General features: G+C 63.7%; 20 protein-coding genes and 1 tRNA gene. 4 read left to right on the top strand and 17 right to left on the bottom strand.

Going from position 1 to position 26,252, the window contains the following annotated elements; genetic code table 11:
- Position 1: 1 nt before the first annotated feature.
- The 6 genes from rbbA to GQA94_RS02500 form a co-directional block, all read right to left on the bottom strand.
- The gene (gene rbbA / locus GQA94_RS02525; protein WP_158186591.1) at positions 2 to 2,746 is read right to left on the bottom strand and encodes a ribosome-associated ATPase/putative transporter RbbA; all 2,745 of its coding nucleotides are present in this window, start codon (positions 2,744 to 2,746) and stop codon (positions 2 to 4) included.
- On the bottom strand, positions 2,743 to 3,819 hold the full coding sequence (locus GQA94_RS02520) for an HlyD family secretion protein (protein ID WP_158186590.1): 1,077 nt from the start codon (positions 3,817 to 3,819) through the stop codon (positions 2,743 to 2,745). The genes rbbA and GQA94_RS02520 overlap by 4 nt, the downstream gene beginning before the upstream one ends.
- Before the next feature lie 106 nt (positions 3,820 to 3,925).
- Positions 3,926 to 4,546 (bottom strand): ABC-type transport auxiliary lipoprotein family protein, encoded by a 621-nt coding sequence (locus tag GQA94_RS02515; RefSeq protein WP_158186589.1) that lies wholly within the window; start codon positions 4,544 to 4,546, stop codon positions 3,926 to 3,928.
- Positions 4,543 to 5,481, bottom strand: a complete 939-nt coding sequence (locus GQA94_RS02510; RefSeq protein ID WP_158186588.1) for an MlaD family protein — start codon at positions 5,479 to 5,481, stop codon at positions 4,543 to 4,545. The genes GQA94_RS02515 and GQA94_RS02510 overlap by 4 nt, the downstream gene beginning before the upstream one ends.
- Entirely contained in the window at positions 5,482 to 6,267 is a 786-nt protein-coding gene (locus GQA94_RS02505) for an ABC transporter ATP-binding protein (protein WP_158186587.1), read from the bottom strand.
- The gene (locus tag GQA94_RS02500) at positions 6,267 to 7,376 is read right to left on the bottom strand and encodes an MlaE family ABC transporter permease (protein ID WP_233270242.1); all 1,110 of its coding nucleotides are present in this window, start codon (positions 7,374 to 7,376) and stop codon (positions 6,267 to 6,269) included. The genes GQA94_RS02505 and GQA94_RS02500 overlap by 1 nt, the downstream gene beginning before the upstream one ends.
- Positions 7,377 to 7,763: 387 nt before the next feature.
- On the opposite strand from GQA94_RS02500, the gene GQA94_RS02495 reads away from it, so the two are divergent.
- Both GQA94_RS02495 and GQA94_RS02490 read left to right on the top strand, forming a co-directional pair.
- Positions 7,764 to 8,171, top strand: a complete 408-nt coding sequence (locus GQA94_RS02495) for a VanZ family protein (RefSeq protein ID WP_158186586.1) — start codon at positions 7,764 to 7,766, stop codon at positions 8,169 to 8,171.
- Positions 8,172 to 8,413: 242 nt separating this feature from the next.
- Positions 8,414 to 9,016: a cytochrome c oxidase assembly protein gene (locus GQA94_RS02490; RefSeq protein WP_233270209.1), complete on the top strand. Its 603-nt coding sequence runs from the start codon at positions 8,414 to 8,416 to the stop codon at positions 9,014 to 9,016.
- Positions 9,017 to 9,074: 58 nt separating this feature from the next.
- On the opposite strand, the gene GQA94_RS02485 is transcribed toward GQA94_RS02490, so the two are convergent.
- The 7 genes from GQA94_RS02485 to GQA94_RS02455 form a co-directional block, all read right to left on the bottom strand.
- A complete protein-coding gene (locus tag GQA94_RS02485) occupies positions 9,075 to 10,259 on the bottom strand; it encodes a polysaccharide pyruvyl transferase family protein (RefSeq protein WP_158186584.1) in 1,185 nt (394 codons plus the stop codon).
- An 8-nt stretch (positions 10,260 to 10,267) separates the two neighbouring features.
- Positions 10,268 to 11,326 carry a nitroreductase family protein gene (locus tag GQA94_RS02480; RefSeq protein ID WP_158186583.1) on the bottom strand — a complete coding sequence of 353 codons (1,059 nt, stop codon included), beginning with the start codon at positions 11,324 to 11,326 and terminating at the stop codon, positions 10,268 to 10,270.
- Positions 11,323 to 12,651: a flippase gene (locus GQA94_RS02475; RefSeq protein ID WP_158186582.1), complete on the bottom strand. Its 1,329-nt coding sequence runs from the start codon at positions 12,649 to 12,651 to the stop codon at positions 11,323 to 11,325. Before GQA94_RS02475 ends, GQA94_RS02480 begins: the two co-directional genes overlap by 4 nt.
- Positions 12,652 to 13,359: 708 nt before the next feature.
- Positions 13,360 to 13,435: transfer RNA gene (locus tag GQA94_RS02470), tRNA-Thr, on the bottom strand.
- A 75-nt stretch (positions 13,436 to 13,510) separates the two neighbouring features.
- Positions 13,511 to 14,743, bottom strand: coding sequence for a methyltransferase (locus tag GQA94_RS02465; RefSeq protein ID WP_158186581.1), 1,233 nt, complete (start codon positions 14,741 to 14,743; stop codon positions 13,511 to 13,513).
- A 92-nt stretch (positions 14,744 to 14,835) separates the two neighbouring features.
- Complete coding sequence (locus tag GQA94_RS02460) at positions 14,836 to 16,212, bottom strand: TRAP transporter large permease (RefSeq protein WP_158186580.1); 1,377 nt, start codon at positions 16,210 to 16,212, stop codon at positions 14,836 to 14,838.
- A complete protein-coding gene (locus GQA94_RS02455; RefSeq protein WP_158186579.1) occupies positions 16,205 to 16,750 on the bottom strand; it encodes a TRAP transporter small permease subunit in 546 nt (181 codons plus the stop codon). Before GQA94_RS02455 ends, GQA94_RS02460 begins: the two co-directional genes overlap by 8 nt.
- Positions 16,751 to 16,946: 196 nt before the next feature.
- Here GQA94_RS02455 and GQA94_RS02450 point away from each other — a divergent pair, with 196 nt between their 5' ends.
- A complete protein-coding gene (locus GQA94_RS02450; protein WP_158186578.1) occupies positions 16,947 to 18,047 on the top strand; it encodes a TRAP transporter substrate-binding protein in 1,101 nt (366 codons plus the stop codon).
- Between the two features lie 62 nt (positions 18,048 to 18,109).
- On the opposite strand, the gene GQA94_RS02445 is transcribed toward GQA94_RS02450, so the two are convergent.
- The 4 genes from GQA94_RS02445 to GQA94_RS02430 all read right to left on the bottom strand — a co-directional run bounded on the left by GQA94_RS02445 (position 18,110) and on the right by GQA94_RS02430 (position 25,234).
- Positions 18,110 to 18,535, bottom strand: coding sequence for an OsmC family protein (locus tag GQA94_RS02445; protein ID WP_158186577.1), 426 nt, complete (start codon positions 18,533 to 18,535; stop codon positions 18,110 to 18,112).
- A 104-nt stretch (positions 18,536 to 18,639) separates the two neighbouring features.
- Positions 18,640 to 18,948 carry a DUF2388 domain-containing protein gene (locus GQA94_RS02440; RefSeq protein WP_158186576.1) on the bottom strand — a complete coding sequence of 103 codons (309 nt, stop codon included), beginning with the start codon at positions 18,946 to 18,948 and terminating at the stop codon, positions 18,640 to 18,642.
- 61 nt (positions 18,949 to 19,009) lie between these two features.
- On the bottom strand, positions 19,010 to 23,365 hold the full coding sequence (locus tag GQA94_RS02435; protein ID WP_423835364.1) for a PAS domain S-box protein: 4,356 nt from the start codon (positions 23,363 to 23,365) through the stop codon (positions 19,010 to 19,012).
- A 255-nt stretch (positions 23,366 to 23,620) separates the two neighbouring features.
- Positions 23,621 to 25,234, bottom strand: coding sequence for a L,D-transpeptidase family protein (locus tag GQA94_RS02430; protein WP_199270088.1), 1,614 nt, complete (start codon positions 25,232 to 25,234; stop codon positions 23,621 to 23,623).
- A 233-nt stretch (positions 25,235 to 25,467) separates the two neighbouring features.
- Between GQA94_RS02430 and GQA94_RS02425 the strand changes: the two genes are divergently transcribed.
- On the top strand, positions 25,468 to 26,175 hold the full coding sequence (locus tag GQA94_RS02425) for a murein L,D-transpeptidase catalytic domain family protein (RefSeq protein WP_158186574.1): 708 nt from the start codon (positions 25,468 to 25,470) through the stop codon (positions 26,173 to 26,175).
- Positions 26,176 to 26,252: the final 77 nt, after the last annotated feature.

The following is a 26,252-nucleotide window of genomic DNA, read 5'->3' as shown; positions in this document are numbered from 1 at the left end:
GTCATTTTTCCTGCTTGCGCAAGCCGGCGACGCTGAGCAGGGTCAGCAGCGGAATCGCCAGGAGCAATGGGATGAAATACCCGTACAGATCACTCATCCCCAGCGCCTTGGAAAATACCCCACGGCTGATGATCAGAAAGTGGCTGGTCGGATAGATCTGGCCAAAGAAGGCACTGGCCCCTTCAAGGGCCGAGACCGGATAAGTCAGGCCGGAAAACTGCACAGCGGGCAGCAGGGTGGCGATGGCGGTGCCGAAGATCGCCGCGATCTGGCTGTTCAACACCGACGACATCAGCAGACCCAGGCCGGTGGCGCAGGTGACATACAGCAGCGCGCCGATGATCAGCGTCGGCAGGCTACCCTTGATCGGAATGCCGAAGACGAACACAGCCAGTAGCATCAGGGTCGTGAAGTTCACCATCCCCAGTGCAATGTAGGGCAGTTGTTTACCGATCAGAAATTCCAGCCGGGTGACGGGTGTCACGTAGAAGTTGGTGATCGAACCGAGTTCCTTTTCGCGCACGATACCCAGTGCGGTGAGCATTGCCGGGATCATCATCAGCAGAATCGGAATCATCGCCGGGACCATTGCCGGCAGACTCTGCACATCGGGGTTGTAGCGAAAGCGCACGGCGACATCGGCCAGGCCGCTGCTCGGCATCCCGGCACTGCGCGCCAGTTCCTGTAGATAACTCAGATGCAGGCCCTGTGCGTAGCCCTTGATGGTGTCGGCGCGCATGGGCATCGCGCCGTCGATCCAGATGCCGACCTGAGGCGCGGCGCCGCGTTTGAGGTCGCGACCGAAGCCCGGCGGTATCTCGACGGCCATGCTGATCTCGCCGCTGCGCATTCGTGCGTCCAGTTCCGCGTGGCTGCTCAGCGGCGGCCTCTCGATGAAATAGCGAGAGCCACTGATGTTCAGCGTGTAGGCCTGGCTGGTGGTGGTCTGGTCGCGGTCCAGCACCGCGTAGGTCAAATCCTCGACATCCATGCTGATGCCATAGCCCATGATGAACATCAGCATCACGGTGCCCAGCATGGCCAGCGTCGCGCGGATCGGGTCGCGGCGTAGCTCCATGGATTCTCGGCGGGTGTAACTGAGCAGGCGGCGCAAGCTGAAACGCGACTGCAGTTGCGCACTCGTCGCGACCGTTGCCGGGCGGGCAACCTCGGCCGTGTTCGCGTTGGCCTGGGATTCGGCGTCGGCGCTTTGTGCCATGGCGTCTTCGAGATAGGCGATAAAGGTGGCTTCCAGCGTCGGTAAGCCACGCTTTTTCATCAGCGCCTGAGGCGTATCGCTATCCAGGACCTTGCCCGCATGCATCAGTGAGATACGGTCGCAACGCAACGCTTCGTTCATGAAGTGGGTGGAAATGAAGATGGTCACGCCTTCTTCACGCGAAAGCTGAACGAGCATTTCCCAGAACCCGTCACGGGCAATCGGGTCGACGCCCGAGGTGGGTTCGTCGAGGATCAGGATTTCCGGCTTGTGGATCATCGCCACCGCCAGCGACAGACGTTGGCGCACACCGAGCGGGAGCGCCGGGGGCAGGCTGTCGGACTCGCCGAGCAGGTCGAACTGCTCAAGCATCTCCTGGATGCGGGGTTTGCGCTGGTCGGCTGGCAGATGAAACAGCCGGGCATGCAGATCGAGGTTCTGCCGGACCGTCAGCTCGCTGTACAGCGAAAATGCCTGGGACATATAACCCACGCGTTGGCGGGTATGCATGTCACGTGGATCGACGGGCTTGCCGAACAGCCAGGCATCGCCTTCGCTGGCTGGTAGCAGGCCGGTGAGCATCTTCATTGTGGTGCTTTTGCCGCAGCCGTTGGAGCCGAGGAAGCCGAAGATTTCCCCACGCTCGATGCGAAAGTTGACGTGATCCACCGCGACGAAATCGCCGAAACGCATGGTCAGCCCGTGGGCTTCGATGGCGACGCCGTCGCTGTGTTCGCGGGGTGGAATCTGCAATTCCTTGTGCTGGCTGCGTTTCGCTTCCGGCAGCAATTGGATGAAGGCTTCCTCCAGATTTTCGCTGCCGGTGCGCGCGAGCAGCTCGTCCGGACTGCCCATGGCGAGAACGCGTCCGGCATCCATCGCCAGCAGATGGTCGAAGCGCTGTGCTTCGTCCATATATGCGGTGGCCACCAGCACGCTCATCTGCGGACGGCCCTCGCGGATATGTTCGATCAATTCCCAGAACTGGTTGCGTGACAGCGGATCGACGCCGGTCGTTGGCTCGTCGAGGATCAACAGGTCCGGGTCGTGGATCAGTGCGCAGCAAAGGCCGAGCTTTTGCTTCATGCCGCCAGACAGTTTGCCCGCCGGACGATCGACGAAGGGTGCAAGGCCGGTGCTGCGCGTCAGTTCGGCGATGCGCCATTGACGTTCATCAGCGGCCTGACCGAACAGGCGGCCAAAGAATTCGAGGTTCTCGAAAACGGTCAGCGTCGGATAGAGGTTCTTGCCCAGCCCTTGCGGCATATAGGCGATGCGCGGGCAGACTTCGCGGCGGTGATGGGCGTCGCCGATGTCGCCACCGAGAACCTGGATTTCGCCCTGCTGAATCTTGCGCGCACCCGCGATCAGGGCCAGCAGACTGGATTTGCCGACGCCATCGGGACCGATCAGACCAACCATGCAGTGCGCCGGCACGGTCAGTGTCAGGTCGTCCAGCGCGCGGGTCTTGCCGTACTCCAGGACGACCCCTGAAAGCTGCGCGACACTGGCCAGGGGTTCGCTCATGGTGTGACATTGATCTGAAGGTTGGCGGGCCATTCGGCATCGCTGTCGAGCTTGAGATAAGCCATTCCCGGCAGGCCGGTCTTGACCTGTTCCATGTGGCGTTTGAGCAGTTCGGGATCGATACGGGCCTTGACCCGGAACATCAGCTTCTCGCGCTCGCTTTCGGTCTCCACGGTTTTCGGTGTGAACTGGGCGACGCTCGCCACATAGCTGACGCTGGCTGGAATCACGTACTGCGGCGCCGCGTCGATCACGATGCGTACCTCGGCGCCGATGGCGACTCGACCGGCCTGACGTTCGGGCAGGAAGAACGTCATGTAGACGTCCGCCAGGTCCACCAGGTTGAGCAGCTTGCCGCCCGCCGCCAGAACTTCACCGGGCTGCGCCACCCGATACTGCACGCGTGCCACGCGATCGCTCTTCAATTCGCTGTCGCGGATATCGGCCTGCAGGCGCTCGACGCTCGCGCGGGCCGCTTCGACCGCCGATTGCGCCTCGATCACCTGGGATTTCGCCGCGGCGATGCCGGCATCGGCGGACAGTACCTGTGCACGCGCCGCTGCCAGTGCGGCCTGGGCGCTCTGCATCGCGGCCAGGTCATCATCGAGTTGCTGGCGCGCCATGGCGTTGCGTGCCACCAGCGTTTCGGTACGTTGATGGCGCTTCTGCGCAGCGGTCAGTTCGGCGCGGCGTTGGGTCACCACGGCCTCGGCGGTGGCTCGCTCGCTTTCGCGCATGGCCACGGTGGCCTGGGCGGTGAGTACGGCATTTTCGCCCTGGCGGACCTGGGCGCTCGCTTGATTCAGCTGGGCGTTGAGCACCTCGATGTCCATCCGCGCGAGAACCTGGCCGGGCTGGACGAAGTCGCCTTCCTCGACCTCGATCTGTATAACCCGACCCGCCGTCTTGGTGGCGATGTCGATTTCGGTCGCCTCGATGCGTCCGTTGCCGCTGACGAAACCTTCGGCCAGGCCGCGTGGGCGCAACTCGGCCCAGAGCAGCGCGCCGACGATCGCAAGCACGCCGAGTATCGCCAAGGGTTTGAGCAGTGTCCGAAGGCGTGCCTGGTTCATTGAAGCGCTCCGACTGAACGAATGGTCCGTCAATCCTAGGTGGTTCCCAACCGTTGCGCGTTCATCTGGATCAATATTGCCGCTGATACCCCGTCACTGCGGCGGTTCAGGGCGACCGACGGGCGTGCGAAAGGGTCCATTCGAGTACCTCGCGGCTCAGGGTGTCGCTGGCTTGTCCGAACGCCTCAACGACGCTTTCGACACGGGGATCGACGCTCGGCTGGCGAACCTCGAACCGTCGATTGGCCAGGGTGCGCTGGGTTTCGCTGTTGACCAGTCGAGCGTCGAGCCGAATCAGTACCTCTGGCTTGCCATCGACGTATTCGCTCTGAAAGGCCCGCAGGTCGCTGTGCAGGCCAATATCGGCGTAGAGATTGACGTCTTCGTTGCTCACCGAGGGCATCCGGCCGTCGCGCTGAAAAGCTTCGATCAGACGGTCACGCAGCAGGACCGGAGCCGCATCGCTCCAGCGGGCACCTTGATAGGCGCTGATCTGGTTGCCCTGCGGGACCACTGCGATGCGCGGGCCGGACAGGATGCGGCTGGCCTGTGGGGTGTTGATGCGCAATGCATGGTGCAGCGTCGGCTCGTCGCTCTGCGGCGGCGGTGTCGTGGTGGGCAGAAGAAAGATTCGCAACGGTTCCGAGTCAGGCAGTATCGAACACGCCGAGAGCGTTGCGAGCAATCCGACCAGGGCGAGGCGGGGCAGGGAAAGGCGATGGCTCATGGGGTGAACTCCTGCAGTTTCTCTCGCCCGAGCAGAAACCCGCTCGGATTGTCTTCCAGGCGCTGTGTCACACGGCGCAAGGCGCCAAGGGTCGAGCGCAACTCGTTGATCGCGGGGCCCAGTTCGTTGAAGCCCTGCATACCGTTGTGCAGCGCGCCCTGATTCTCGGCGAGCAGGCTATCCAGCCGGGCGGTGGTGCGGTCCAGCGCGGTCATCGAATGCGCGGCACTGTCCAGCACGCTGCGCCCCTGCTCATCGAGCAGGCCATTGGCGTTGCGCGCCAGGCTCGACAGGTCGGCCATGACGGTATTGGCCTGCTGGCTCAGTTGATTGAACTGCTGCAGCGTCTGGGCCAGGTCGCCGCGCTGGTCCGACAGCACGCTGGTGGCCTGCTCCAGATGTTCCAGGGTACGGCTCAGACGTGCGGTGTTCTCTTGCGAGAAGATCTCATTGGCGCTGACCAGCAGGTTGTTGATATTGCTCATCAGGTCTTCGCCGTTTTCCAGCAACGCACTGAGCGAGGAAGGGTCGGCGACGATCAGCGGTGGGTTGTCCGCGTCCCCCTCCAGACGCGGACTCTGCGGTGTGCCGCCGTGCAGCTGGATGATCATGCTGCCGGTGATGTTGGCCAGTGCCAGGCGTGCCTGGGTGTCCGTCTTGATCGGCGTATCGCCATAGACGCGTATGCGTGCGCGGACCTTGCGCGGGTCATCGGGCTCCAGCCATAACCGGGTGACATCGCCAACCTTGATGCCGCTGTACTCCACCGAACTGCCGCTGGACAGTCCGCTGACCGCCTGGCTGAAGCCAATGTCGTAATAGCTGTATTCGCGATCGATGCTGGATTTGCCCAGCCACAGCGCGAACAGCAATGCGCCACCGACCGCAATCACGGTGAACAATCCGATCAGGACATGATGAGCACGGGTTTCCATTCAGGGTGTCTCCAGCTTGAGCGCGGCCTGGTGCGCGGCTCGACCGCGGGGGCCGTGGAAGTAAGCGCGAATCCAGTCGTCGTCGGTGGCGGCCACCGCTTCCAGGGTATCGACCGCCAGCACACGCTTTTGCGCCAGCACCGCAACGCGGTCGCAGATGGTGTAGAGCGTATCCAGGTCGTGCGTGACCAGGAACACGCTGAAACCCAGCGCATCGCGCAGGGTCAGGATCAACTGGTCGAAAGCCGCTGCGCCGATGGGGTCGAGCCCAGCGGTCGGTTCGTCGAGAAACAGCACTTCGGGGTCCAGCGCCAGTGCGCGCGCCAGGGCGGCGCGCTTGACCATACCCCCGGATAGCTCGTCCGGGTACTTGCAGGCCGCGTCCGGCGGCAGGCCGGCCAGCGCCAGTTTCTGTCGCGCCAGGTGCTCGGCATCGGCGCGCTTGAGGCCGATGTGCTCGATCAGCGGCAGGGCGACGTTTTCCTGCAGGTTGAGCGAGGTGAACAATGCCCCTCGCTGAAACAGCACCCCGAAGCGTCGCTCGATTTCCGAGCGTCGTCGGGGCGGCAGCTTCAGCAGGTTCTCGCCGAACACCCTGACGCTGCCGGCGTTCGGCCGGCGCAGGCCGACGATGCTGCGCAGCAACACCGACTTGCCGGTCCCGGAGCCACCGACAACGCCGAGGATCTCGCCGCGGCGGATGTCCAGGTCGAGGTTGACGTGCACCGCCTGGCTGCCGAAGCGGTTCACCAGGCCGCGGACCTGGATCACGGGTTCGTTCGTCATCACCAGCCCATCTCCATGAAAAACAAGGCGGCGACAGCGTCGAGCAAAATCACCATGAAGATGGACTGCACAACGCTCGAGGTCGTGTGCTCGCCCACCGACTGTGCGCTGCCGCTGGCCTTGAAGCCTTCCAGGCAGCCGATCACCGCGATCAGGAAGGCGAACACCGGTGCCTTGCCGATCCCCACCAGGAAATGGTTGAGCGGTATGTCGCGCTGCAGAATGGTGAAGAACATCGCCGGCGATATATCCAGCGCCAGCGCGCAGACCGTCAACCCACCGATGATGCCGCTGAGGATGCCGATGAACGTGAGGATCGGCAGTGTAATCAGCATCGCCAGTACCCGCGGCAATACCAGCAGCTCGATCGGGCTGAGGCCCAGGGCGCGGATGGCGTCGATCTCCTCGTTGGCTTTCATGGCACCGATCTGCGCGGCGAAGGCGCTGGCGGTGCGTCCGGCCAGCAGGATCGCAGCCAGCAGCACGCCGAATTCGCGCAGGAAGGAAAAGGCTACCAGATTGACCGTATAGATGGTCGCGCCGAAATCGGCCAGCACCGTGGCGCCGAGGAAGGCGACGACAGCGCCGACCAGGAAGGTCAGCAGCGCGACGATCGGGATGGCGTCCAGGCCGGTCTGTTCGATATGCGCAACCAGCGCCGTCACGCGCCAGCGCCTCGGGTTGAGCACCACCGCGCACAGTGTCTGCAGGGTCAGGCCGATAAAGCCGAGCAGGGTGCGTTGTTGGTTCCAGACGCTGGCAACGGTGCGGCCAACGTGAGCCAGCACGTCGGCCAGCCCGTTGGTCTCGGGTGTCTGCCTGGCCTGCGGCTTGTCCAGCGCGGCGGCGACGGTGCGCAGCAGTGCTTGCCGTTCCGCGGGTAACTGCGGCGCCCAATCCTGCAGGCGCGCGACGCGTGCCGGCCCGAGCAGTTCGACCAGCAGTCCGGCGCCGGCGGTATCGAGTTCACCGACAGCGTTGAGGTCGACCTGATCGGCTTCGGTAACCTGGCGACGGACCCGCTCGACCTCACGCCGCAAGGCCGCGTAGTGCTTCAATGACCAATCGCCGCCGATTGTCAAGGTGGCGGCCTGGGTGTCACTGTTCAGGTGCCGCCGTAGACTGCCGGGCGGCGAAATGGCATGCGTCAAAGTGGTTCCCCGTGTTGCGTGCACCGTCGAGGCGATGCCTGGAGGTCGCAGCTTTTTCCTGATCCTATCAGTTCGGACCCTGCGATCGCGGCTCCGTTTAATGTGTCGCAGATGCCAGGCGAAACGTGCGGCCCGGTCAACCGCCTGTGCAATTTGTTACAGCCACGGTCGAACTATCGGCGCCAATCGCCCTCCATAGCGTGCAACCGGTAGCCCTGGTCGGTACGCCATGGCTCGTGCGTCTGCTATTTTTCGCCACCGGTTCGACGCTCCCTTAGTTCAGCCCGTTCGGGCCCTGCCAGCCATACGCCCATTTCGATCACTGCGAGAGTGTCCGTTTTGTCTATGAATCATTTGCGTGTCGTGCCGTTCCTGGTGGTCCTGGCGGTCATCCTTTACAGCGGACTGCGGCCCGAGCCGGTGCCTCAGGTTTTCGACCAGCAGGACAAGCTGCATCATATGCTGGGCTTCGCCGCGCTCACCTTTACGCTGCGGCTGGCGTTCTCGCAGTGGCGCGTGGTCTGGGTCATCGTCACCAGTCTCTGCGCCGCGCTGCTGATCGAGATGGCCCAGAGCTTTCTACCCAACCGCTGGGCATCGCTGGGCGACATGCTGGCCAATACGCTCGGGGTGCTGCTTGGCTGGGGCTGCTCCCATCTGGCCTATCTCTGGTACTTGCGGCGCATCGGCATCACGACGCATCGCGAAGCACCCGACGCGGTCGAGCGGATCGAAAGCTCCGCACGCCCTTGAGGCTGCGAGCGGATGAAGCGGGCAGGGTCATCGGCTGACTTTTCGACTTGTGCGAAGGTCACACGAACGAGACCTTCGACGAGCCGGACCATGCCCCTTCATCCGCGTCATGACCACCCGAGCGCGCGGCGGTGCCGACACCGCGTCAAGCGGCCTCCGGCCTTGCCGGTTGCCGTGGCTGCGGTCGCGTTGCGCGGTGCCTTCATCCAGCGTTGCGCATGATCTGGCGCAGGTTGTCGCTCATGCTTGGCCTGAGCACGTTGATGGCCGTCTGGCTCGGTCCGCTGCCGGCAATGGCCGATCGGCTGTTCGTCGGGCACATGTTGATGCACGTGATGGTCGTAGCCGTTGCGGCGCCGTTGCTGGCGATGGGTCTTGCTGGAGGTCGGCTGGACTTCTCTGGTCGAGTCCCCATGTTGTTCTCACCGATTCTGGCCTCGGTCATCGAGCTTTTCGTCGTATGGGCCTGGCACGTACCGGCATTGCATCACGCGGCCCGCACCGTCCCGGCCGCGCAATGGCTGGAGCAAGGCAGCTACCTGTTCGTCGGGCTACTGGTATGGCTTGCGGCGCTCGGCGGTGAAGGCCGTCGCGCATTGGCTGGCATCGCCGGCCTGTTGCTGACGTCCATGCACATGACATTGCTTGGCGTGCTGCTGACCCTGTCCAGTCGACCGCTGTTCGATCACGGCGGCTCTGCTGCGTCAGGCTTGAGTGCGCTGGAGGATCAGCATCTGGGCGGCGTGATCATGCTGGCGTTCGGCGGCAGCGCCTACCTGATGGGTGGGCTTTATCTGCTCTTTGGCCTCCTTCAGGACCGCCGCAACGGCGCTTCGGCCGGTTAGGCGAGGCCCGTGTAACGCGACGCCGCTCGCTCTCGCTGCAAGCGGCGCGGCGAGCGATTCAGGCCGCGCCCACCGTTTCGTGCCGAGCCTGGCGGCTGCGGTCGCATTGGTCGATCACGGCGAAGACCTCCTGCCACATCTGCTCGGATTGTTGCTTGAGCTGCTCGGTGCGAGTCTCGATCAACGCCTTGATCCGCGCGGCGTCGTCGGTGACCAGATCGATCTTGCGTTCGATCTGCGCCTCGTCCGTGGTGACTTCGACCAGTCCATCGGGGAAACCATAGTCTTCGAACAGCATCTGGTACTTGTGGCTCCAACCGGTCGCCAACGCCGGTACGCCTTGCGACAAGGCGCTGACCAGACCATGGAAGCGGCTGCCCAGCGTGCCGCTGCAAGCGCCGAGGATGCCCTTGATCGCCAGCGCGCCACTCTCCTGGATGATCGGAATGCCGCCCACCGCGGCGGACAGCTGTTCGGCCAGCCGCTGGTCGTCCTTGCCTTCGTGCACCAGTACGAAGGGTTTGGCGTTTTTCTTCAGCAGATAGCGCGTGCATGTCACCAGAAACGGCAGATAGGCCTCGCGTGTCTGCTGATCGGTCTTGTCCAGCATCCGGCAGTTGGGAACGATGCAGAAACGGTTCTGCTCGGCATCGAAGCCTGGCGGCACCACCCCGGTGACCAGGTTGGTGAAATCCGGCGATTGCCTGATCTTGGGCTGCTCGCCGACCAGCTTCGTCAGGTGTTCATAGGATATGCGTTCGCGAGGAAAGATCAGGTCGGTGTTCTTCACCACGGTTTTCATTGCCGCCTGGTTCTTTTCCGATTCGAACGGGCCCAGCGCCTGCGGCAACAGAATCACGCGGGTACCGTTCTTCTTCCAGCGCCGGGTCGACTGCGCCAACTCCGCGCAAGGGCTTTCGCCCCATTGGTCGCTGTAGGCGAAACCGGCGGCGTCGATGACCACATCGACTTCCCGGTCCAGCACCACGCCGTACATCTCGCGTAGCGGGCGGGGCGCGAAGTTCGCCAGGCCACCCCACTGGATGCCGTAGCGCCACAGCCATGCCTTGGGATAAAAGCCCAACTGCACGAGCTTGCGAAATGGCTGTTCGGCCTTTTTCGGTGTCGGTGCCATGACGTAGGTAGCGTCGGGATACCGGGTCTTCAGTTTCTGCAATGCCGCATGCAACATCAGCTCAGCGCCTTTATTGACGAAGCCTGCCTTTCTGATCTCGATAATCATCGCTTACCTCAGTTGTATACGATCAAGTCTTTCTCGGTCTTCTTGTCCGAATAGGGGATCCCTCCAGTTGGATCGGCATAACCCACCGCGAGCAGCATCACCGTGCGCTCGTAATAGGCCAGGCCCAGTTTTTTCGCCAGTTGGCGTTCCTTTGCCTCCACGTCCGGCCAGTTGATCGAACAACTGGACAGGCCGAGGCTCTCGAGCGCCAGCATCAGCTGCATCGCGGCGAGCGATCCGTCGATATAGACCACGTGGCGGTCGCGCGCCTCCGGATAGCAGCCAAGGTCGCCGACCACCGCGATCACGCAGGGCAGGTTGTCATGGAACCCTGCGGTTCCGCCGGCGCATTTGGCGACATCGGCGGCCTTGGCCGGGTCATTGCTGACATAAAAACGAAACGGCTGGCGGTTACAGGCGGACGGCGCGAGGGCCGCCGCCCGGACGGCCTGCTCGATCAGCTCGTTGCTGACCGGCTTGTCCAGATACCAGCGAACCGATCGGCGGCGGCGGAACAACACCATCAGCTCGTCATAGCTGACCGGGCATTGCGGCAACTGGCTGTGCGGATAGGGCACACGGCGGCTGGTTTCATCGACGCTCTGCGTGCCGGCGAAAGCCTGCTTGGCCGAGTCGATGCGAGGCGTGCTGCCGACCGCGGAGAAATAGTCGGTGAGCACATCGCCGGCCCAGCGCTGCTGCCCATTGATGACGCCCGCCCGGGTAGCATCGGCGTAGCAACGAACCGTAGGGCCGATGTAGTCCTCGGCAAAGGTGCTGCGCCGCGGGCGCATGATCAGGCCCTTCTCGAGGCGATGCACATTGCGCCGCAGAAAGGCATCGTTCTCGCCCTTGCTGCGCATCAACCGGGCGAACTGCAGGCGTCCCAGCAGCACGGCGCGGTGTTCGCGGTAGAACTCGCGGCTGATGAAGCAGTAATACAACGACGAGAGAAAACCATTGCTGGAAAACAGCCGGACCAGGGCCAGGCCGGTGCTGTCCCGGGTCGCCTTGATCGCGGTCTTGACCGGATCGGGCAGGGCTCTGGCGAAGGACTTGAGGCTCATCGGGCGGCTCCTGCGGCACTGAATGCATAACGGAAAGGGCTGAACATCGATTTGGTCATCATGTAGAACACCGGTCGGGTCTTCTTGTGCACCAGCAATGCGGCATAGGAGGCAATCGCATAGGAAATCAGCGTCGCCATGGCGGCACCCTCGCCGCCGTATCGCGGGATCAGCAGCGCGTTCAGCCCGATGTTGGCCAGCGCGCCGAGGCCTTGGGTAACCAGGGAGAACATCAGCGCGCCTTCGATCAGGATCCAGCGGCTGAACGCCGCGCGCATGAAGATGAACACGCCCGCCCAGATATGGATGGTGAGGATCGCGGCAGAGTTCTGGTATTGAGCGCCGAACAGCAGCGAAATCAGCGGCCCGGCGAGGAGCGTCACCAACACCGCGACAGCGATGGCGAGAATGAACAGCACATCGAACAACTGCTGGAAGCGCTGGTTGAATCGCACCGCGTCGGCGGCGTGGAGCTTGATCAGCTTGGGGAAGAAGGAGGCAACGATGGCAGTCGGTAAAAAGTACCAGGCCTCGGAGAGTTGCGCGGCCACCGCATAGACCCCGACCTCCTCGGCGCCGACCATCCACTTGAGCATGACCTGATCGATCTTCATGTAGATCACCGCGAAGATCGAACCGACATAAAGAATCCAGCCCTGGCTGAGCAGCTCCTTCGCCTTGGCGAAGCTGGCCGTCCAGCTCATCACCGAGACGGTCGTGGTGCCCTTGTAGAGAATCGCCAGGATCGCGGCGGCCATTACGAACTGCGCGGTATGGGCAAATGCGAAGGCCACGACGCCAGCGCCGCTGAACACCAGGAGCAGCTTGAGTCCGGCTGAAAGCAGGATCGCGCTGGATTTGGCGATGGCCGGATACTTGGCCTGAACCTGCGACTGGAACCAGTACTCCACCACATCGAATGTCTGAAAGAAGATCGCCGAGGCGACGATCAGCAGCATCCAGAACTCCGTGCCACCGACTTTTTCGAACAACAGCGCATAAATGAAGATCAGGGTGAAGCCCAGCGTCATCCCGGAAAGTTTCAGAACGAAGGTGGTGCCCAGGGTCTCCGGCACCTTTTCCGGCTGTTTCACCACCTCGCGGACCACCAGTCCGGCGAGGCCCATGTGACCGGCGGAGGCGAAGATCGCCGTCATCGAGATCGCATAAGACAGGATGCCGAACTGCTCGGGCCCCAGATACCGCGCCAGCAGGATCGCCGTAAGAAACCCTACGCCGATATGCAGCAGCCGCTCGGCCATCATCCATGAGGCATTGAACAGGTAGAGCTTGAGCTTGTTGAAAAGGGTATTGATCGCGGTCATCGAGTGGCCCGGCTCCTCAAGGCTGGCTCCGTGGTGGCAAGCATTGCCTTTCAGTTGCGCTGGAGTGTGGCGACGGACAGCTGACCGCGAATCGGGCGGCATGTTCCGGCATCCGACGAATGGAAATGCACCGTATGGCGGTTGACTTCCTCGACCCGGCGATAGGCCATCAGAGCTGTCATCGACTGTATAGTCAGCGCTGACGGGGGCTGTACGAGCGAGACGCCGCATTAAGCCGTCCGGGCCAGCACGGCCGGGCCAAGACCGTGCTCCGACGGGCTGCGTCGCTCGAAATAGCGGCAACGGTCACCTGCGTATGGCGCTGCCCTTAATCTGATGGCTTTTTCATTCCAAAAGTGGAACTTTTGCCATCATGGCCGCTCTTAACCCTGCTGCCGTTGCTGGCCGGTCCGTGACCCGTTCGCTCGCGTCATTGACCGCCTAGCACGGCGCACAGCCCACCACGCATTGGGCTGTCAGGAAGCTGCCGCGAAGGACTCGCAAGCGCCAGGACGGACGCAAGGAATTGCCGCTGGAAGCGGCCGAAGGGACAGGACCCAGCCCAAGCGGAAAAGCCCCGCATCGAAAGATACGGGGCTTTTTTGTTTGTTTGAGCCCAGACGTCCGCAGGCGCGAGTCGCATCCCGCGGGGCGATCCCGTAAACAAAAAAGGCCCACCTTGCGGTGAGCCTAAGTCGTTGTTTCATATGGTGCCGGCACCAAGAGTCGAACTCGGGACCTACTGATTACAAGTCAGTTGCTCTACCAGCTGAGCTATACCGGCTAAAAGATGGGCGCCATTATAGCCATTGCTCGCGGCGAGTAAACTGTTTGTTGCCAGTTGTTTGCATGAGTTCCTTCATGCATTTGCACGGGGGTCGTCGAGTTCTGCGATGAGCATCAGGTTGCGTGGCGTCAGCTCCACGGGACAGAAGGTGCCGAGCCTCACCGCATAGCCGTGTTCGGCCAGCAGCAGTGCGCGGTCGAGCAGCAGCCAGAGTTCCAGTGGACGGCGAAACAGGCCGCGCAGCAGTTCCAGGTTGCGGACCTCGGCAAGACGCTGCCAGCCGTTTCGTTCGAGCGCGGACCAGTCTCGTGGAGGCGATTCCGGCAGATGCTTCAATGCAGCCAGGTCGCGACAGTACTGCTCGAAGGTTTTCTTCAACCAGCTTGCCGGCAGCGACGGCGTTGGCAGGTAGTCGTCCATGCCGCGCAGGTCGCGCTGCAGCAGGTCGAAGCCCAGGCGCCAGGCCATCGACTGGTCGCGTTGGCGCCGCTCCCGGGCGCCAGCGGTCACCGTTTCGCTGAGCGGTAGCCCGAGATCGTCGCGCGACAGCACCAGCGACGAGCGCATGGCGAGCGACGAGAGGGGCTGGTAACGGTCGGTCTGGATGCGGTTGTAGCAGCAGGGCGCGATTGCCATCTGGCGGCAGCCCTGGGCGATGCCGAGGCCGATCAGGCGTACATGCAGATCGCCGCAGGCGTGCAGCGCCACCGGCGTTACCGTCGGGTCGAGTGCTGCGCATACGCTGTCGCTCATCACGTCCTGTTGGCGATGGGTCGCGTCTAGATTCAAGCGCTGGCTGAGCCGCGCGCCGCTTGTCACCAGTGCCGGGTCTCGTTCGAGGCAGGTCAATGCGCCGCCGCCGGCCGCCAGTTGACGGCCCAGGTGGCCTTTGCCGGCGCACCAGTCGAGCCAATGTCGCGGCGGCTCGCTGAATGAAAGCGCCGAGTCGAATGCGCGAATCTGCAGCCATTTGCGGCCGGGCACATCGACTGGCTGTCGGGCATCGGCCCCGTGGCTCAATGAGCGTGGCAGCTCACCCATGTGGCTCAGCGCCGTGGCCTGCTCGGCCAGCGGTGGGAACGGGGTGGGCGCCTTCAGGCTGGCGGGATGGTTGTGCGCCGCTTCGGCGTCATCCAGAGAGCGGTTGCGCAGCCAGCGAGCCAACTCGGGGTGGTCCGTTTCCCAGCCCATGCGACGGCAGGTGAAGGGGCGCGGACGCCATAACGCCTGATGCCGCTGCAAGAACGCGTCGAGCTGCTGAAAGCGTTCGGCCAGCTGCGCGTGGCTGAAGGAGTGGCTGTGCATGAGGGCTCGGCGATGATGACTTCGCGCCTATGATCGCGCCGAAACAGGTCGCCGAAAAGCAGGCGCCCGTCGAAACGGGCGCCTGCGCGGGACTATTTACCGTAGACCTGCTCGGGCAGCCAGGTGACCAGGCCAGGGAACTGGTAGGCGATCACCAGCAACAGGATCTGGATCAGGATGAACGGTACGACGCCCTTGTAGATGGTGCTGGTGGGTACCGATTTTGGCGTGACACCGCGCAGGTAGAACAGGGCGAAGCCGAAGGGCGGGGTAAGGAACGAGGTCTGCAGGTTCAGCGCGATCATCACGCCGAGCCACACCGGGTCCAGCCCCATGGCCAGCAGCACCGGGCCGACGATCGGGACGACCACGAAGGTGATCTCGATGAAGTCCAGGATGAAGCCCAACAGGAAAATCACCACCATCACCAGGAAGAAGGCGCCGAGCACGCCGCCTGGCAGTTGCGCGAAGATATCCTCGATCAGCACTTCGCCACCGAAACCGCGGAACACCAGCGAGAACAGCGAGGCGCCGATCAGGATCAGAAACACCATGGCGCTGATTTCCGTGGTGCCGTAGGCCACATCGCGCAGCTGGCCGAAGTTCAGCTTGCCCTTGTAGAAAGCCAGGATCATGGCGCCGAGCGCGCCCAGCGCAGCAGCTTCGGTCGGCGTTGCGTAGCCGGCGAGGATCGAGCCGAGCACGGCGCTGATCAGCAGCAGCGGCGGCACCAGTGCGTTGACCAGCTTGCCCCATTCGATCGGACCGAGCTCTTCCTGTGGCAGGGCTGGCAGTTTCTTCGGCTGCAGCACGGCGACGCCGATGATATAGAGGATGTACATGCCGACCAGCAGCAGGCCGGGAAGTAGCGCGCCGACGAACAGGTCGCCGACCGAGACGGTCTTGGGCGAGAAGATGCCCATCTTCAACTGCGCTTGCTGGTAGGCGCTGGACATTACGTCACCCAGCAATACCAGCACGATCGAAGGCGGAATGATCTGCCCCAGGGTGCCGGTAGCCGCGAGCGTGCCGGTGGAAATGGCCGGGTCGTAGCCGCGGCGCAGCATGGTTGGCAGCGCCAGCAGGCCCATGGTCACCACCGTGGCGCCGACGATGCCGGTGCTGGCGGCGAGCAGGGCGCCCACCACGCACACGGAAATCGCCAGCCCGCCGCGCAGGGTGCCGAACAGTCGCGACATGGATTCGAGCAGATCCTCGGCCACCCGGCTCTTTTCGAGCATCACACCCATGAATACGAACAGCGGCACGGCCAGCATCGTCTGGTTGTTCATGATGCCGAACAGACGGTTCGGCAGTGCGCTCAGGTAGCCGCCGTCGAAGGTGCCGGTGAGTATGCCGATGCCGGCGAACAGCAGCGAGACGCCGCCGAGCGTGAAGGCTACCGGATAGCCCGCCATCAAGGCCGCGCAGATGCTGACGAACAGCAGTATTGCCATCAACTCAGCCATGCTTCACCTCCGGCGCGGGCAGGCGTCCGGCGGCGGTATAGGCAGCCTTGATGATTTCGGAAACGCCCTGGAGAATCAGGCAGACCACCAGAACCAGAATGATGCTTTTCTGCAGGAAGACGAATTTCAGCCCGCCCGATTCGCTGGAACCTTCCAGCGTCGCCCAGGAATTGCTGACGTAATCCCAACTGGCCCAGCCGAGGAACAGGCAGACCGGCAACAGAAACAGAAGGGTGCCCAACAGTTCGACCAACGCCTGGTAGCGCGGGCTGAATCGCTGGTAGAAGATATCGACGCGTACATGTCCGTTGCGCTGCAGGACCCAGGCAGCGGCGCCCATGAACACCAGTGCGTGTGCGTATAGGACGGCTTCCTGCAGGGCGGTGGCGCCGATGCCGAAACCGTAGCGCAGTACGACGACCACGGCCGTGCCGAGGACCAGGAACAGGGTCAGCCAGGCGCAAGCCTGTCCGAAGCGGGCGTTCACCGCATCGATCAGCCTGGCGAGACCGAGCAGAGGAGGGGCATGTTTCGACATTGCAGATCCTTTATTGTTATGGCCCAGAAGGCCGGCGATTCTAGGCGGCGGTACGAGGGTGTCGCAACCGGCAGTACTACGTACGTAGTCGTTGTACGTAGTCGCGGCGCTTGAGCCAGAGATAGCCATATGATAGCTAGAACCACCTGAGTACGGGATTCCGATATTCAGTATTACAACAACAAGGAGTTACCCCATGAAACGTCGTCAAATTCTGGCCGCCGCAGGCGTCGGCCTGGCCGCTACGGCCCTGGCCGGTTGCAACAAGGAAGCCGAGACCGCTGCCAAGCCCGAGGGCACCGCCAGCACCGAGAAATTCAACTGGAAGATGGTCACCTCCTGGCCGAAGAACTTCCCCGGCGTCGGTGTCGGAGCGGAAAACTTCGCCAAGCTGGTCAATGAGATGAGCAACGGCCGGTTGACGGTCAAGGTGTATGCGGCCGGGGAACTGGTGCCGGCGCTGGAAGTCTTCGATGCCGTCTCCCGGGGTACTGCCGAGATGGGCCATGGCGCGCCTTATTACTGGAAGGGCAAGGTGCCGGCTGCGCAATTCTTCTGTGCCTTGCCGTTCGGCCCGAACGCGCAGGAAATGAACGCCTGGCTGCATCGCGGTGGCGGCATGGAGCTGTGGGAAGAGGTCTACAAACCTTACGGCGTATTGCCGATGGCCTGTGGCGCGACCGGCGTGCAGACCGCTGGCTGGTTCAACAAGGAAATAAATTCGGTCAACGACTTCAATGGTCTGAAAATGCGCACGCCCGGCCTGGGCGGCGAAGTGCTGACCAAGATGGGCGGAACCGTCGTGAATATGCCAGCCGGTGAGATCTTCACCGCGTTGCAGACCGGCGCCATCGATGCCACCGAGTGGATCGGGCCGTACAACGATCTGGCGCTGGGCCTGCACAAGGCGTCGAAGTATTACTACACGCCGGGCTGGCAGGAGCCGAACGTGACCTTCGAACTGGACGTCAACCTGAAGGCCTGGGAAACCTTGCCGGAGGATCTCAAGGCCATCGTTCGAGCCGCAGCCCGCGCGGTCAATGGCGACATGCTCGACGATTACAACGCCAAGAACATGGAGGCGCTGGAGCAGTTGCGCGAGCAAGGCGTCGAAGTCCGTCGCCTGCCCGATGACGTTCTGGCCCGCCTGAAAGAAGTCGCGGCCGAAGTGGTCGATGCCTCGGCTGCCGCCGATCCGGTTGCCAAGAAGGTCTGGGACCAGCAACGCGCCTATCTCCAGCGTCTGTACGAATACGCCGAGCTGAACGAAAAGGACATCTACAACATTCGCGGCTGATCGCCGGAATCCGTCCGAAACGAAAACGCCGCCCATCGGGCGGCGTTCTCGTTTCAGCCTGATCAGTTTTCCAGGGTCGCGCTTAGGCTGATCTGCGCGTTGAGCACCTTGGACACCGGGCAGCCTTCCTTCGCCTGGTTGGCGATCTGCTGGAACTGGTCCTCGCTCGCGCCGGGCACCCTGGCGTTGAGCGTCAGCGCGATAGCGGTGATCGAATAGCCGTCGCCCACCTTGTCCAGCGTGACTTCAGCTGTCGTGTCGATGCGCTCGGCGGTAAGGCCGGCCTGGCCGAGCATCATCGACAGTGCCATGGAAAAACAACCGGCATGCGCGGCGCCGATCAATTCTTCCGGGTTGGTGCCCGGCGCGCCCTCGAAGCGGGTATTGAAACCATAGGGGTTGTCCTTCAGCGCGCCGCTTTGGGTGCTGATGGTGCCTTTGCCGTTTTTCAGGTCGCCTTGCCAGACGGCGGATGCGGTTTTCTTCATGTCTCCTCCGGATGTGCTGCGTGTGGTCGGATGGCGGTGCTGACCGCCGGGTGCCTGCACGCGGAGCAAGACGGCCGATCGCGTCGGTCGGCCTGCTTCGTCGCTTACTGCTGTTCGGCTGCGAGGATGGCGTTCGCCAGTTGCATGTCACTGGCCTGCAACTGCGGCTGCTCGCTGCGTAGTTTCAAGAGCATGGCTTCGAGATAGGGGCCGCGAATGGCGCCATCGCTGGCGACGAAGCTGCCGGCGTCTTCCTGCGCGGCGGCGACCAGCTTGTCGTCGCGGAAGGTCATGTAAGTGGTGGCGGTGGTCGCGCCCGACGAGAGAATCTGCCGGACGAAGCTGCTGTCCGCCATCGCCGCGCCAAAGGGAATGCAGCTCAGGGTGATTGCCGCGAGTATCGTTCTGCGCATGATTGATGCCTCCACTTGATCCTTCTCTAGAGAGTGCGAGGCGGCCGGCAGAGTTCCTCGGTTACCCGCTGCGCTCGATCAACTGGCGAACCTTGGCCGCGAGCACGTCGATGCTGAAGGGCTTGGCCAGCATGTCCATGCCCGGTGCCAGGAATTCACCGCGAACTTCGGCGTTAGGCGCATACCCGGTGATGAACAGGACGCGCAGATCGGGCCGGTACTGGCGGGCGATTTCGGCCAGTTGGCGACCGTTGATACCCGGCAAGCCGAAGTCGCTGACCAGCAGATCGATACGCTGTCCGCCCTGCAGATAAGGCAGCGCGCTGGCGCCATCCACCGCTTCGAGGACCCGGTACTCCAGCTCCTGCAACACCTCGACCACCAGCATACGGACCGCGGCCTCATCCTCCACGACCAGCACGGTTTCATCGGTGCGCGCGCCTTGTATTGCCACGGGCGCCCGGTGATGTTCGCCGAGGTCCGGTTGCGTCCGGTTGCGGGGCAGGAACAGGGTGATCAGCGTGCCCTGTCCGGGCGTACTGTCGATACGCACGTGACCGCCGGTTTGCTTGACGAAGCCATAAACCATCGACAGGCCGAGCCCGGTGCCCTGGCCGATGGGTTTGGTCGTGAAGAAGGGGTCGAAGGCCTTGGCGACCACTTCGGGCGGCATGCCGGCGCCATTGTCCGCCACGCTGAGGGTCACGTAATCGCCCGGCTCGGGCCCGTCGGCGTGCGTATGGTGGATGTGTACGCTGCCGGTCTGGATGACCAGCCTGCCGCCGTCGCTCATGGCGTCGCGGGCATTGATCACCAGGTTGAGCAGGGCGTTTTCCAGCTGGTGCGCGTCGGTATAGGCCAGCCAGGGCTCCGGCTGCAGAGCGGTTTCGAAGGCAATATGCTCGGCCATGGTTCGGCGCAGCATGTCTTCCATCGAGAGCACCAACTGGTTGACGTCGACCGGCTGTGGATCAAGCGACTGGCGGCGGGCGAAAGCCAGCAGGCGATGGGTCAGCGCGGCGGCGCGGTTGGCCGAGCTGGTCGCGGCGTCGACATAGCGGCCGAGATCGTTCACCTGTCCGCTGGCGACTCGTCGCTGGATCAGGTCGAGAGCGCCCAGCACGCCGGTCAGCATGTTGTTGAAGTCGTGCGCGAGCCCGCCGGTGAGCTGGCCGATGGCTTCCATCTTCTGTGCATGGCGAAGGGTTTCCTCGGCGCGCTCGCGCTCGCCCATCTCCAGGTGCAGCAGGTGGTTGATCTCCGCCAGCTCGCGGGTGCGCTCGGCAACGCGCCGCTCGAGGTTATCGTTCAGCTCGCGCAGGGCCTCTTCGGCGGCCACCTGCGCGGTGATGTCGGTGTTGGTGCCGAACCAGCGGGTCACCTGGCCGAAATCGTCGCGAATGGGCACGGCGCGCGACAGGAACCAGCGGTACTGGCCGTCCTTGCCGCGCAACGGAAAGGTTTCCTCCCAGATCGAGCCGATCGCCACGGCCCGTTTCATCGAGGCACTGACGCGTACATGGTGATCGGGGTGATGCACTGAACGCCAGCCCAGGGCGCGCATGGCTTCAAGCGTGGTCCCGGTGTAGTCGTACCAGCGCTTGTTGTACCAGTAGATGCGGCCCGCCGGATCGGCCATCCAGGCGAACTGGCTCATGTTGTCGGCGAGGGTACGGAATTGCTCCTCGCTGGCACGCAAGGCCCGTTCAGCGCGCATCCGCTCGTCGGCCGTCCAGGCGCGGTCGGCCACCTCCCGGATGAAGGAGATGTCTTCTTCGGCCCACTGCCGCGGGCGGTCCTGCAGCAGGATCAGCGCCGCGCTCAAGCGTCCCTGCTCCTGCAATGGCACGCAGACCAGGCTCTGTATGCGCCGCAGCCTCAGGCTTGCCGCCTGTGCGACGGTACGGGTGTCGTGCAGTACGTCCTCCACCACCACCAGCTCGTCATGCTGCAGGTCGTAGATGAAGTCGCCGTAGTCGGCGAAGCACATGCGCTCGTTGTATTCACCCAGCGCACCGTCGCTCCAGTATCGCTCGACGGTGGCGTACTGGCCGCCGGGGTCCACGGTCAGGAAGGCTGCGCGAGTCACGTTCAGCGTCATGCCCAGGGCGCGCACGGCAGCGGTGACGATGGTGATGCTGTCCGGCTGCCCTCGCAGCAGGTCGCCCAGCTCCATGAGCACCGATTGCCGCTGCTCGGCTATCTGGCGCTCCTGTATCTGTTCTTCGAGCAAGGCGTTCATGCGCAGCAGCTTGAGTTCCGCATTGCGTTCGTCGGTGATGTCCCGGGCGGTTCCGAGCAGCCGAATCCTGCCGTCGGCATCGACCAGGCGACGGCCACGGTTGGTCAGCCAGCGAAACCGACCGCTGCGCTCGTCGTAGACCCGATAGTCGAGACTCAGCTCCCCGTCGCCGATGCCTTCGAGGGCGCTACGGAACGCGTCGAGCAGGGCTCGGCGATCATCGGCGTGGACCCGCGTGAGGAATTCGTCGACAGACAGCGCCGGCTCGTTCGGTGCAAGGCCGGCAAGCGCCTTGAGCTGCGCATCCCAATGCAGCGAATTGCCTTCGAAGTCGTATTCCCAGACGCCGATCGAGGCAATTTCGTTGGCCAGGCTGACCCGTTGTTCGGCCTCCAGCAGTGCCTTGCGTGCTCGCGAACGGTCGGCGGCGGCGTGGATGCGCTCGGCCACCTCGCGCACCAGCGAAATGTCCGCCGGGCTCCAGCGGCGCGGCTCGGCGCAGGCGAACAGAAGGAAGCTGCACCGAGTGGCCTGCTCCAGCAACGGAGCCAGCAGCAGGCTGCGGTAGCCGAGCTGGTCATGCAGCGCGCCGCAGTGCTGGCGACAGCCGGCCTCCTGGAGGAGGTCGTCGAATGGCACGACGAGCCCTTGCGCCAGGCGCGAGCGCAGGGTCGCCGCGCAGTCGCCAAGGGGGAACGGGACGGGCCGGCGCTGGCCGCCCTCCTGCGGCCACTGCTTGTCGATGAGCAATCCACCGTTATCGTCTAGATGGCCGACGGCAATGCACTCGACCGCCATCATCCGAGCCAGCTGCTCGGCCATGATGTCGCTCAGTTCGACGCGACCTTCGGTGTCCTGGAGATGGTCGCTGAGGTCCAGCAGATACGTCTGCTGCGCCTCGCCACGGGCACGCTCGGTGATATCGGTGAAGGTGCAGATCGCGCCTTGCAGCACGCCGTCGCGATACAGCGGCGCGACCCGGTATTCGACCGGCAGGCTGCTGCCGTCCTGTCGGAAGAACAGTTCGTGATCGACATGGGCCGGTTCGCCCGACCTGGCGGTACGCTGGATCGGGCAGTCTTCGATGGCATAGGGCGTGCCGTCCGGGTGGCTGTGGTGGACGACGTGGTGCAGTTGGCGCCCGAGCACCTGCTCCTTGCTGGCAAAGCCGAGCAGCCGGACGAATGCCTCGTTGCACAGCGTGACGCAGCCCTGGGTATCGACGGAGTAGAAGCCTTCGCTGGCCGAATCCAGCAGGCGTCGGGTGAACGCCTCGCTTTCGAGTCGCTCGGTTTCGGCGCGGCGCCGCTCATGTATGTCCTGGGCCACCAGTACCCAGTGCAACAGGCGACCGTCACGGTCGTAGACCGGAGCGCCACTGCCCTGGAACCAGCGCGGGGAACCGTCGGCGGCGAGCAGGGGCACTTCGAAACTGCCGGGCTTGCCGCTTTTCAGTGCCGCGCCCCACTGCTGCAGCACCGCGTTCCGGTGATCCGGCGCGACGGCCTCGAGCCAGCCCCAGCCAGCCGATTCGTGGGCCGACATCCCGGTGAAGTCGCGCCAGTAGCGGTTGCAGAAGATCAGCGAGCCGCTGGCATCGCACTGCCAGATCACCTGCGGGCTGAGATCCACCAGCGCGCGGTAGCGCACCTCCGCCTCGCGAACCGACGCCGCGTGGCCTGGCGTACTGTCGAGAGTGTCTTCGCGAGGGTCGCGACGCAGCTCGAGCAACGCCATGACCTGACGGGCCAGCGTCTGTAGCTGCTCTGATTGCCGTTCCGATAGCCGCTGCGGCTGCCGGTCCATCACGCACAGCGTGCCGAGCGGCACGCCCTCCGGGCTGCGCAGCGCTACGGCGGCGAAAAAACCGGACAGGTTTGCGGCCAGCGGGTCATCGCGAAGATCGGTGAGAACCAGGGGCTGCGAAGCGCTGATGGCGCGCTCACAAAGCGTCGGATCGGGGGCGAGGGAGTCGACCGCGTCGCCAGCGGACGCCTTGATCCAATGGCGTTGCCCGTCGATGAACACGATGGCCGCGCTCGCGCAGCCACACAATTGCGCCGCGAGCATTGCCAGATCGTCGAACGCCGCTTCCGGCGGGGTATCGAGGATGTGGTAGCGGCTCAGCGTAACCAGTCGGTCAGCGCCGCTCCCCGTATTGTCTGCGTTCTCCACGTTCAAGATTTCTTTTCGGCTATCCATGGCGGCAAGAATGGCGTGCTCAGCCGTAAGGCTACCGAGCAGTCGCATCGGGCGGTGTTGCTTGATTATCTGTCGGCGATGATTACTGGCGAAAGGTGCCCGTGCATGATTGTGGCCAGTAGACCCCGCTCGGCCGACAAACTACCAGTGCCGCCGGTCCGGTTGCAGGGCCACCGACTCGATCGTCCGGTCGATATCGGCTGCCGGCAGCGGTGGCCGGCAATCGCATCACGGTTGCCGGTCGGCGTTGCGCAGCGCCGCCAACAGCTCGGGGTCGCGGTGATAGACGTCCGGTCGGTAGTGCGCGTGGCCGTCACCATCCGCTTCGGCGGTCCAGTAGGCCAGCAGGACGGGCGTTGGCTCGGCCAGACGGAATTCGTGCGTCTGGCCCGTCGCGAGCAGTCGCGCGAATCGCTCGCGCTCGTCGTCGATCAACAGCAGATCGACCAGTTGCATCACCGACTCGACCCTGACACAGCCGGAACTGAACGCCCGCTGGGAACGAGCGAAGAGGCTCTGGCTCGGCGTGTCGTGAAGATAGATCGAGAAGGGATTGGCGAAGCGGATGACCAGGCGTCCGAGCGGGTTGCCGGGCCCGGCTGCCTGGCGCAGGAGCACCCTGCCGGGATTGTTCCAGTCGACCTGTTGCGGGTCCAGGACGTTGCCCTGGTAGTCGAGCACCTGCATGTTTTGCGCGGCGAGATAGTTCAGGTCCTCGCGGATTCTGGGAAGCTTGTCTTCTCGCAGGATGGTCGGTGGCACGGTCCAGGTCGGGTTGAGGGTGAGGCGGGTGACGGTCGATTTGATCGCCGGCGTTTGCCGGGTGTCGCGGCCTACCTGGCTTCTCGCCTCCCAGCGCGGACGGCTATCGCGGAAATAGATGACCCGTCCACCGGCGATATCCACCAGCAACGAGCGCGCCTCGATATCGCGGGACAGCCAGCGAAACCGCTCCAGATTGATCTTCAGTTGATTCAGCCGGTCGCTCGGCGTCGTGTTCAGTGCAGCCAGCGTATCGGCGCCCAGAACGCCGTCTTCCTGCAATCCGTGGCGGCCTTGAAAGGCTTTGAGCGCCTGTTCGACAGAGCCGTCGTAGCGTGTATCGAGTCCCGGCAGCGCGGCGGCATTTGCCAGGTAACCCTCATAGGCTAGGCGCTGACGCAACACGGCCACCCGCAGGTCCGACATGCCGGGTCGCAAGGTCTGCCCGGCGGGAATCGGCTGCCATTCGCGTGGGGGCTCGGCACGCAGGCGCGCCAGGGCTTTACGCAGGTTGTGATATTGCTCGAGCGCAGGGCGTGCCTTGTCGAAGGCGTGTCCGGGACGCGACAGGCCATCGTGGGCTATGTCCAGCAACCGGCTATCGGCCTGCTGCTGGGCCGCGGCATCGGGGCTGCGCCAGACCGGCTCGAGGCGGTCCTGCGTCAAGCGTCCCTGGGTCAGGTGGCGGAGCGCCAGAAGATAGGCATGGCTGGCCAGGAAGTCACTGCATTCGCGGTGTCGAGGGTCGTCCGTGGCGGTGTGCATGGCCTGGCGAATGAGTTCGGGGTGGTAGGCCGAGGGGTTCAGCCCGTCATCGGCCAGCGCTTCGAGCTGTTCCAGCAATGCGTCGAGCTGCCCGTAGGTGGCCCACAGTGCTTCGAATCCGTTTCGGCGATAAAGCTCGGTCAGTTGTCCCTGAGCGGTACGGTCGATGCCGGCGAGGGGGCCGTCGCAGGCGTTGGGCAATATCTGCAACGCGCGCTGTAGCGGGGTGGCTGGTTCGCTGGCGGGTTGTGCCAGCGCCAGAAAAGGCGCAAACAACAGCGCGCTCACCAGACGAAATGCATGTTTTTTGTACAACGCTTCACTCCCGGTCGTCCCACCGACTGCTAGACTCCGCCGCTGATCCGCTGCGGTTTTGGGAATACCAGACCCTTGCGGGCCATTACAACATGATCTGTCAGACGACATGGGCGCTGCTCGCGCCCGTCTGCCCTCTTTTTCTTCCGCTGCCGCCTGTGCGGGTCGGCGGTGTATCAAGGCGCCAGCCGAACGAGTGGTTCGGCGTGGGCGTCGACGAGGTATTGCGATACATGATGGTTTCGTTGCGCCGCCTTTGTCTCTTGGCTGGCCTGTTCCTCTCAGCGCCGCTTCTGGCCGCAAGCCCTTCATATCAGCCGGTGGTCGACGAACTGTCCCCGCTGGCACCGACACTGAACCCCGAAGTGCTTACCCATGCCGTAGCGGCCATGCAGTGCGCGGTAAACAACGGCGCCAGTGCCGCGAAGCGGCTGGCGGTGATCGATTTCTCTCTGCCGTCCTCGGAGCGTCGACTCTGGATCTTTGACTTGAAACAGCGGCGATTGTTGCTGGAAGAGTTTGTCGCCCACGGCATGAAGTCCGGCGACAACCTCGCCACGCGCTTCTCCAACGTGCTCGGCAGTCATCAGTCGAGCCTGGGTTTGTTCCGCACCGCCGAGAGTTACAGCGGCAAGCATGGCTATTCGCTGCGCATGGATGGGCTTGAGCCCGGCGTGAACGATCTGGCGCGTGAGCGGGCCATCGTGATCCACCCCGCCGACTACGTGAATCCCGCCTGGATCGAGACGCAAGGCCGCATCGGCCGTAGCCAGGGGTGCCCAGCGGTGCGTCCGGAAGTGGCGCGCATGGTGGTCGATAGCCTGAAGGGCGGCCAGTTCATGTTTTCCTGGTATCCCGATCGGCAGTGGTTGCAGTCCTCGGCCTACCTGAACTGCGAGCCTTCGCGCGTGGCGGGGATATTGGCGGCAAGGCAGGGGTAGTCCAGCTGCAAGCCGGGCATTTGTCCATGGAAGCCGGTCATACAGGCTGACAGGCTTCGCGCGCCAGGGTCCGGTGC

The sequence above is a fragment of the Stutzerimonas stutzeri genome (assembly GCF_009789555.1).
GTDB lineage: Bacteria > Pseudomonadota > Gammaproteobacteria > Pseudomonadales > Pseudomonadaceae > Stutzerimonas > Stutzerimonas stutzeri_R.
The sequence above is the reverse complement of the archived record's forward strand: the minus strand, read 5'-3'. Positions and strand labels throughout refer to the sequence as shown.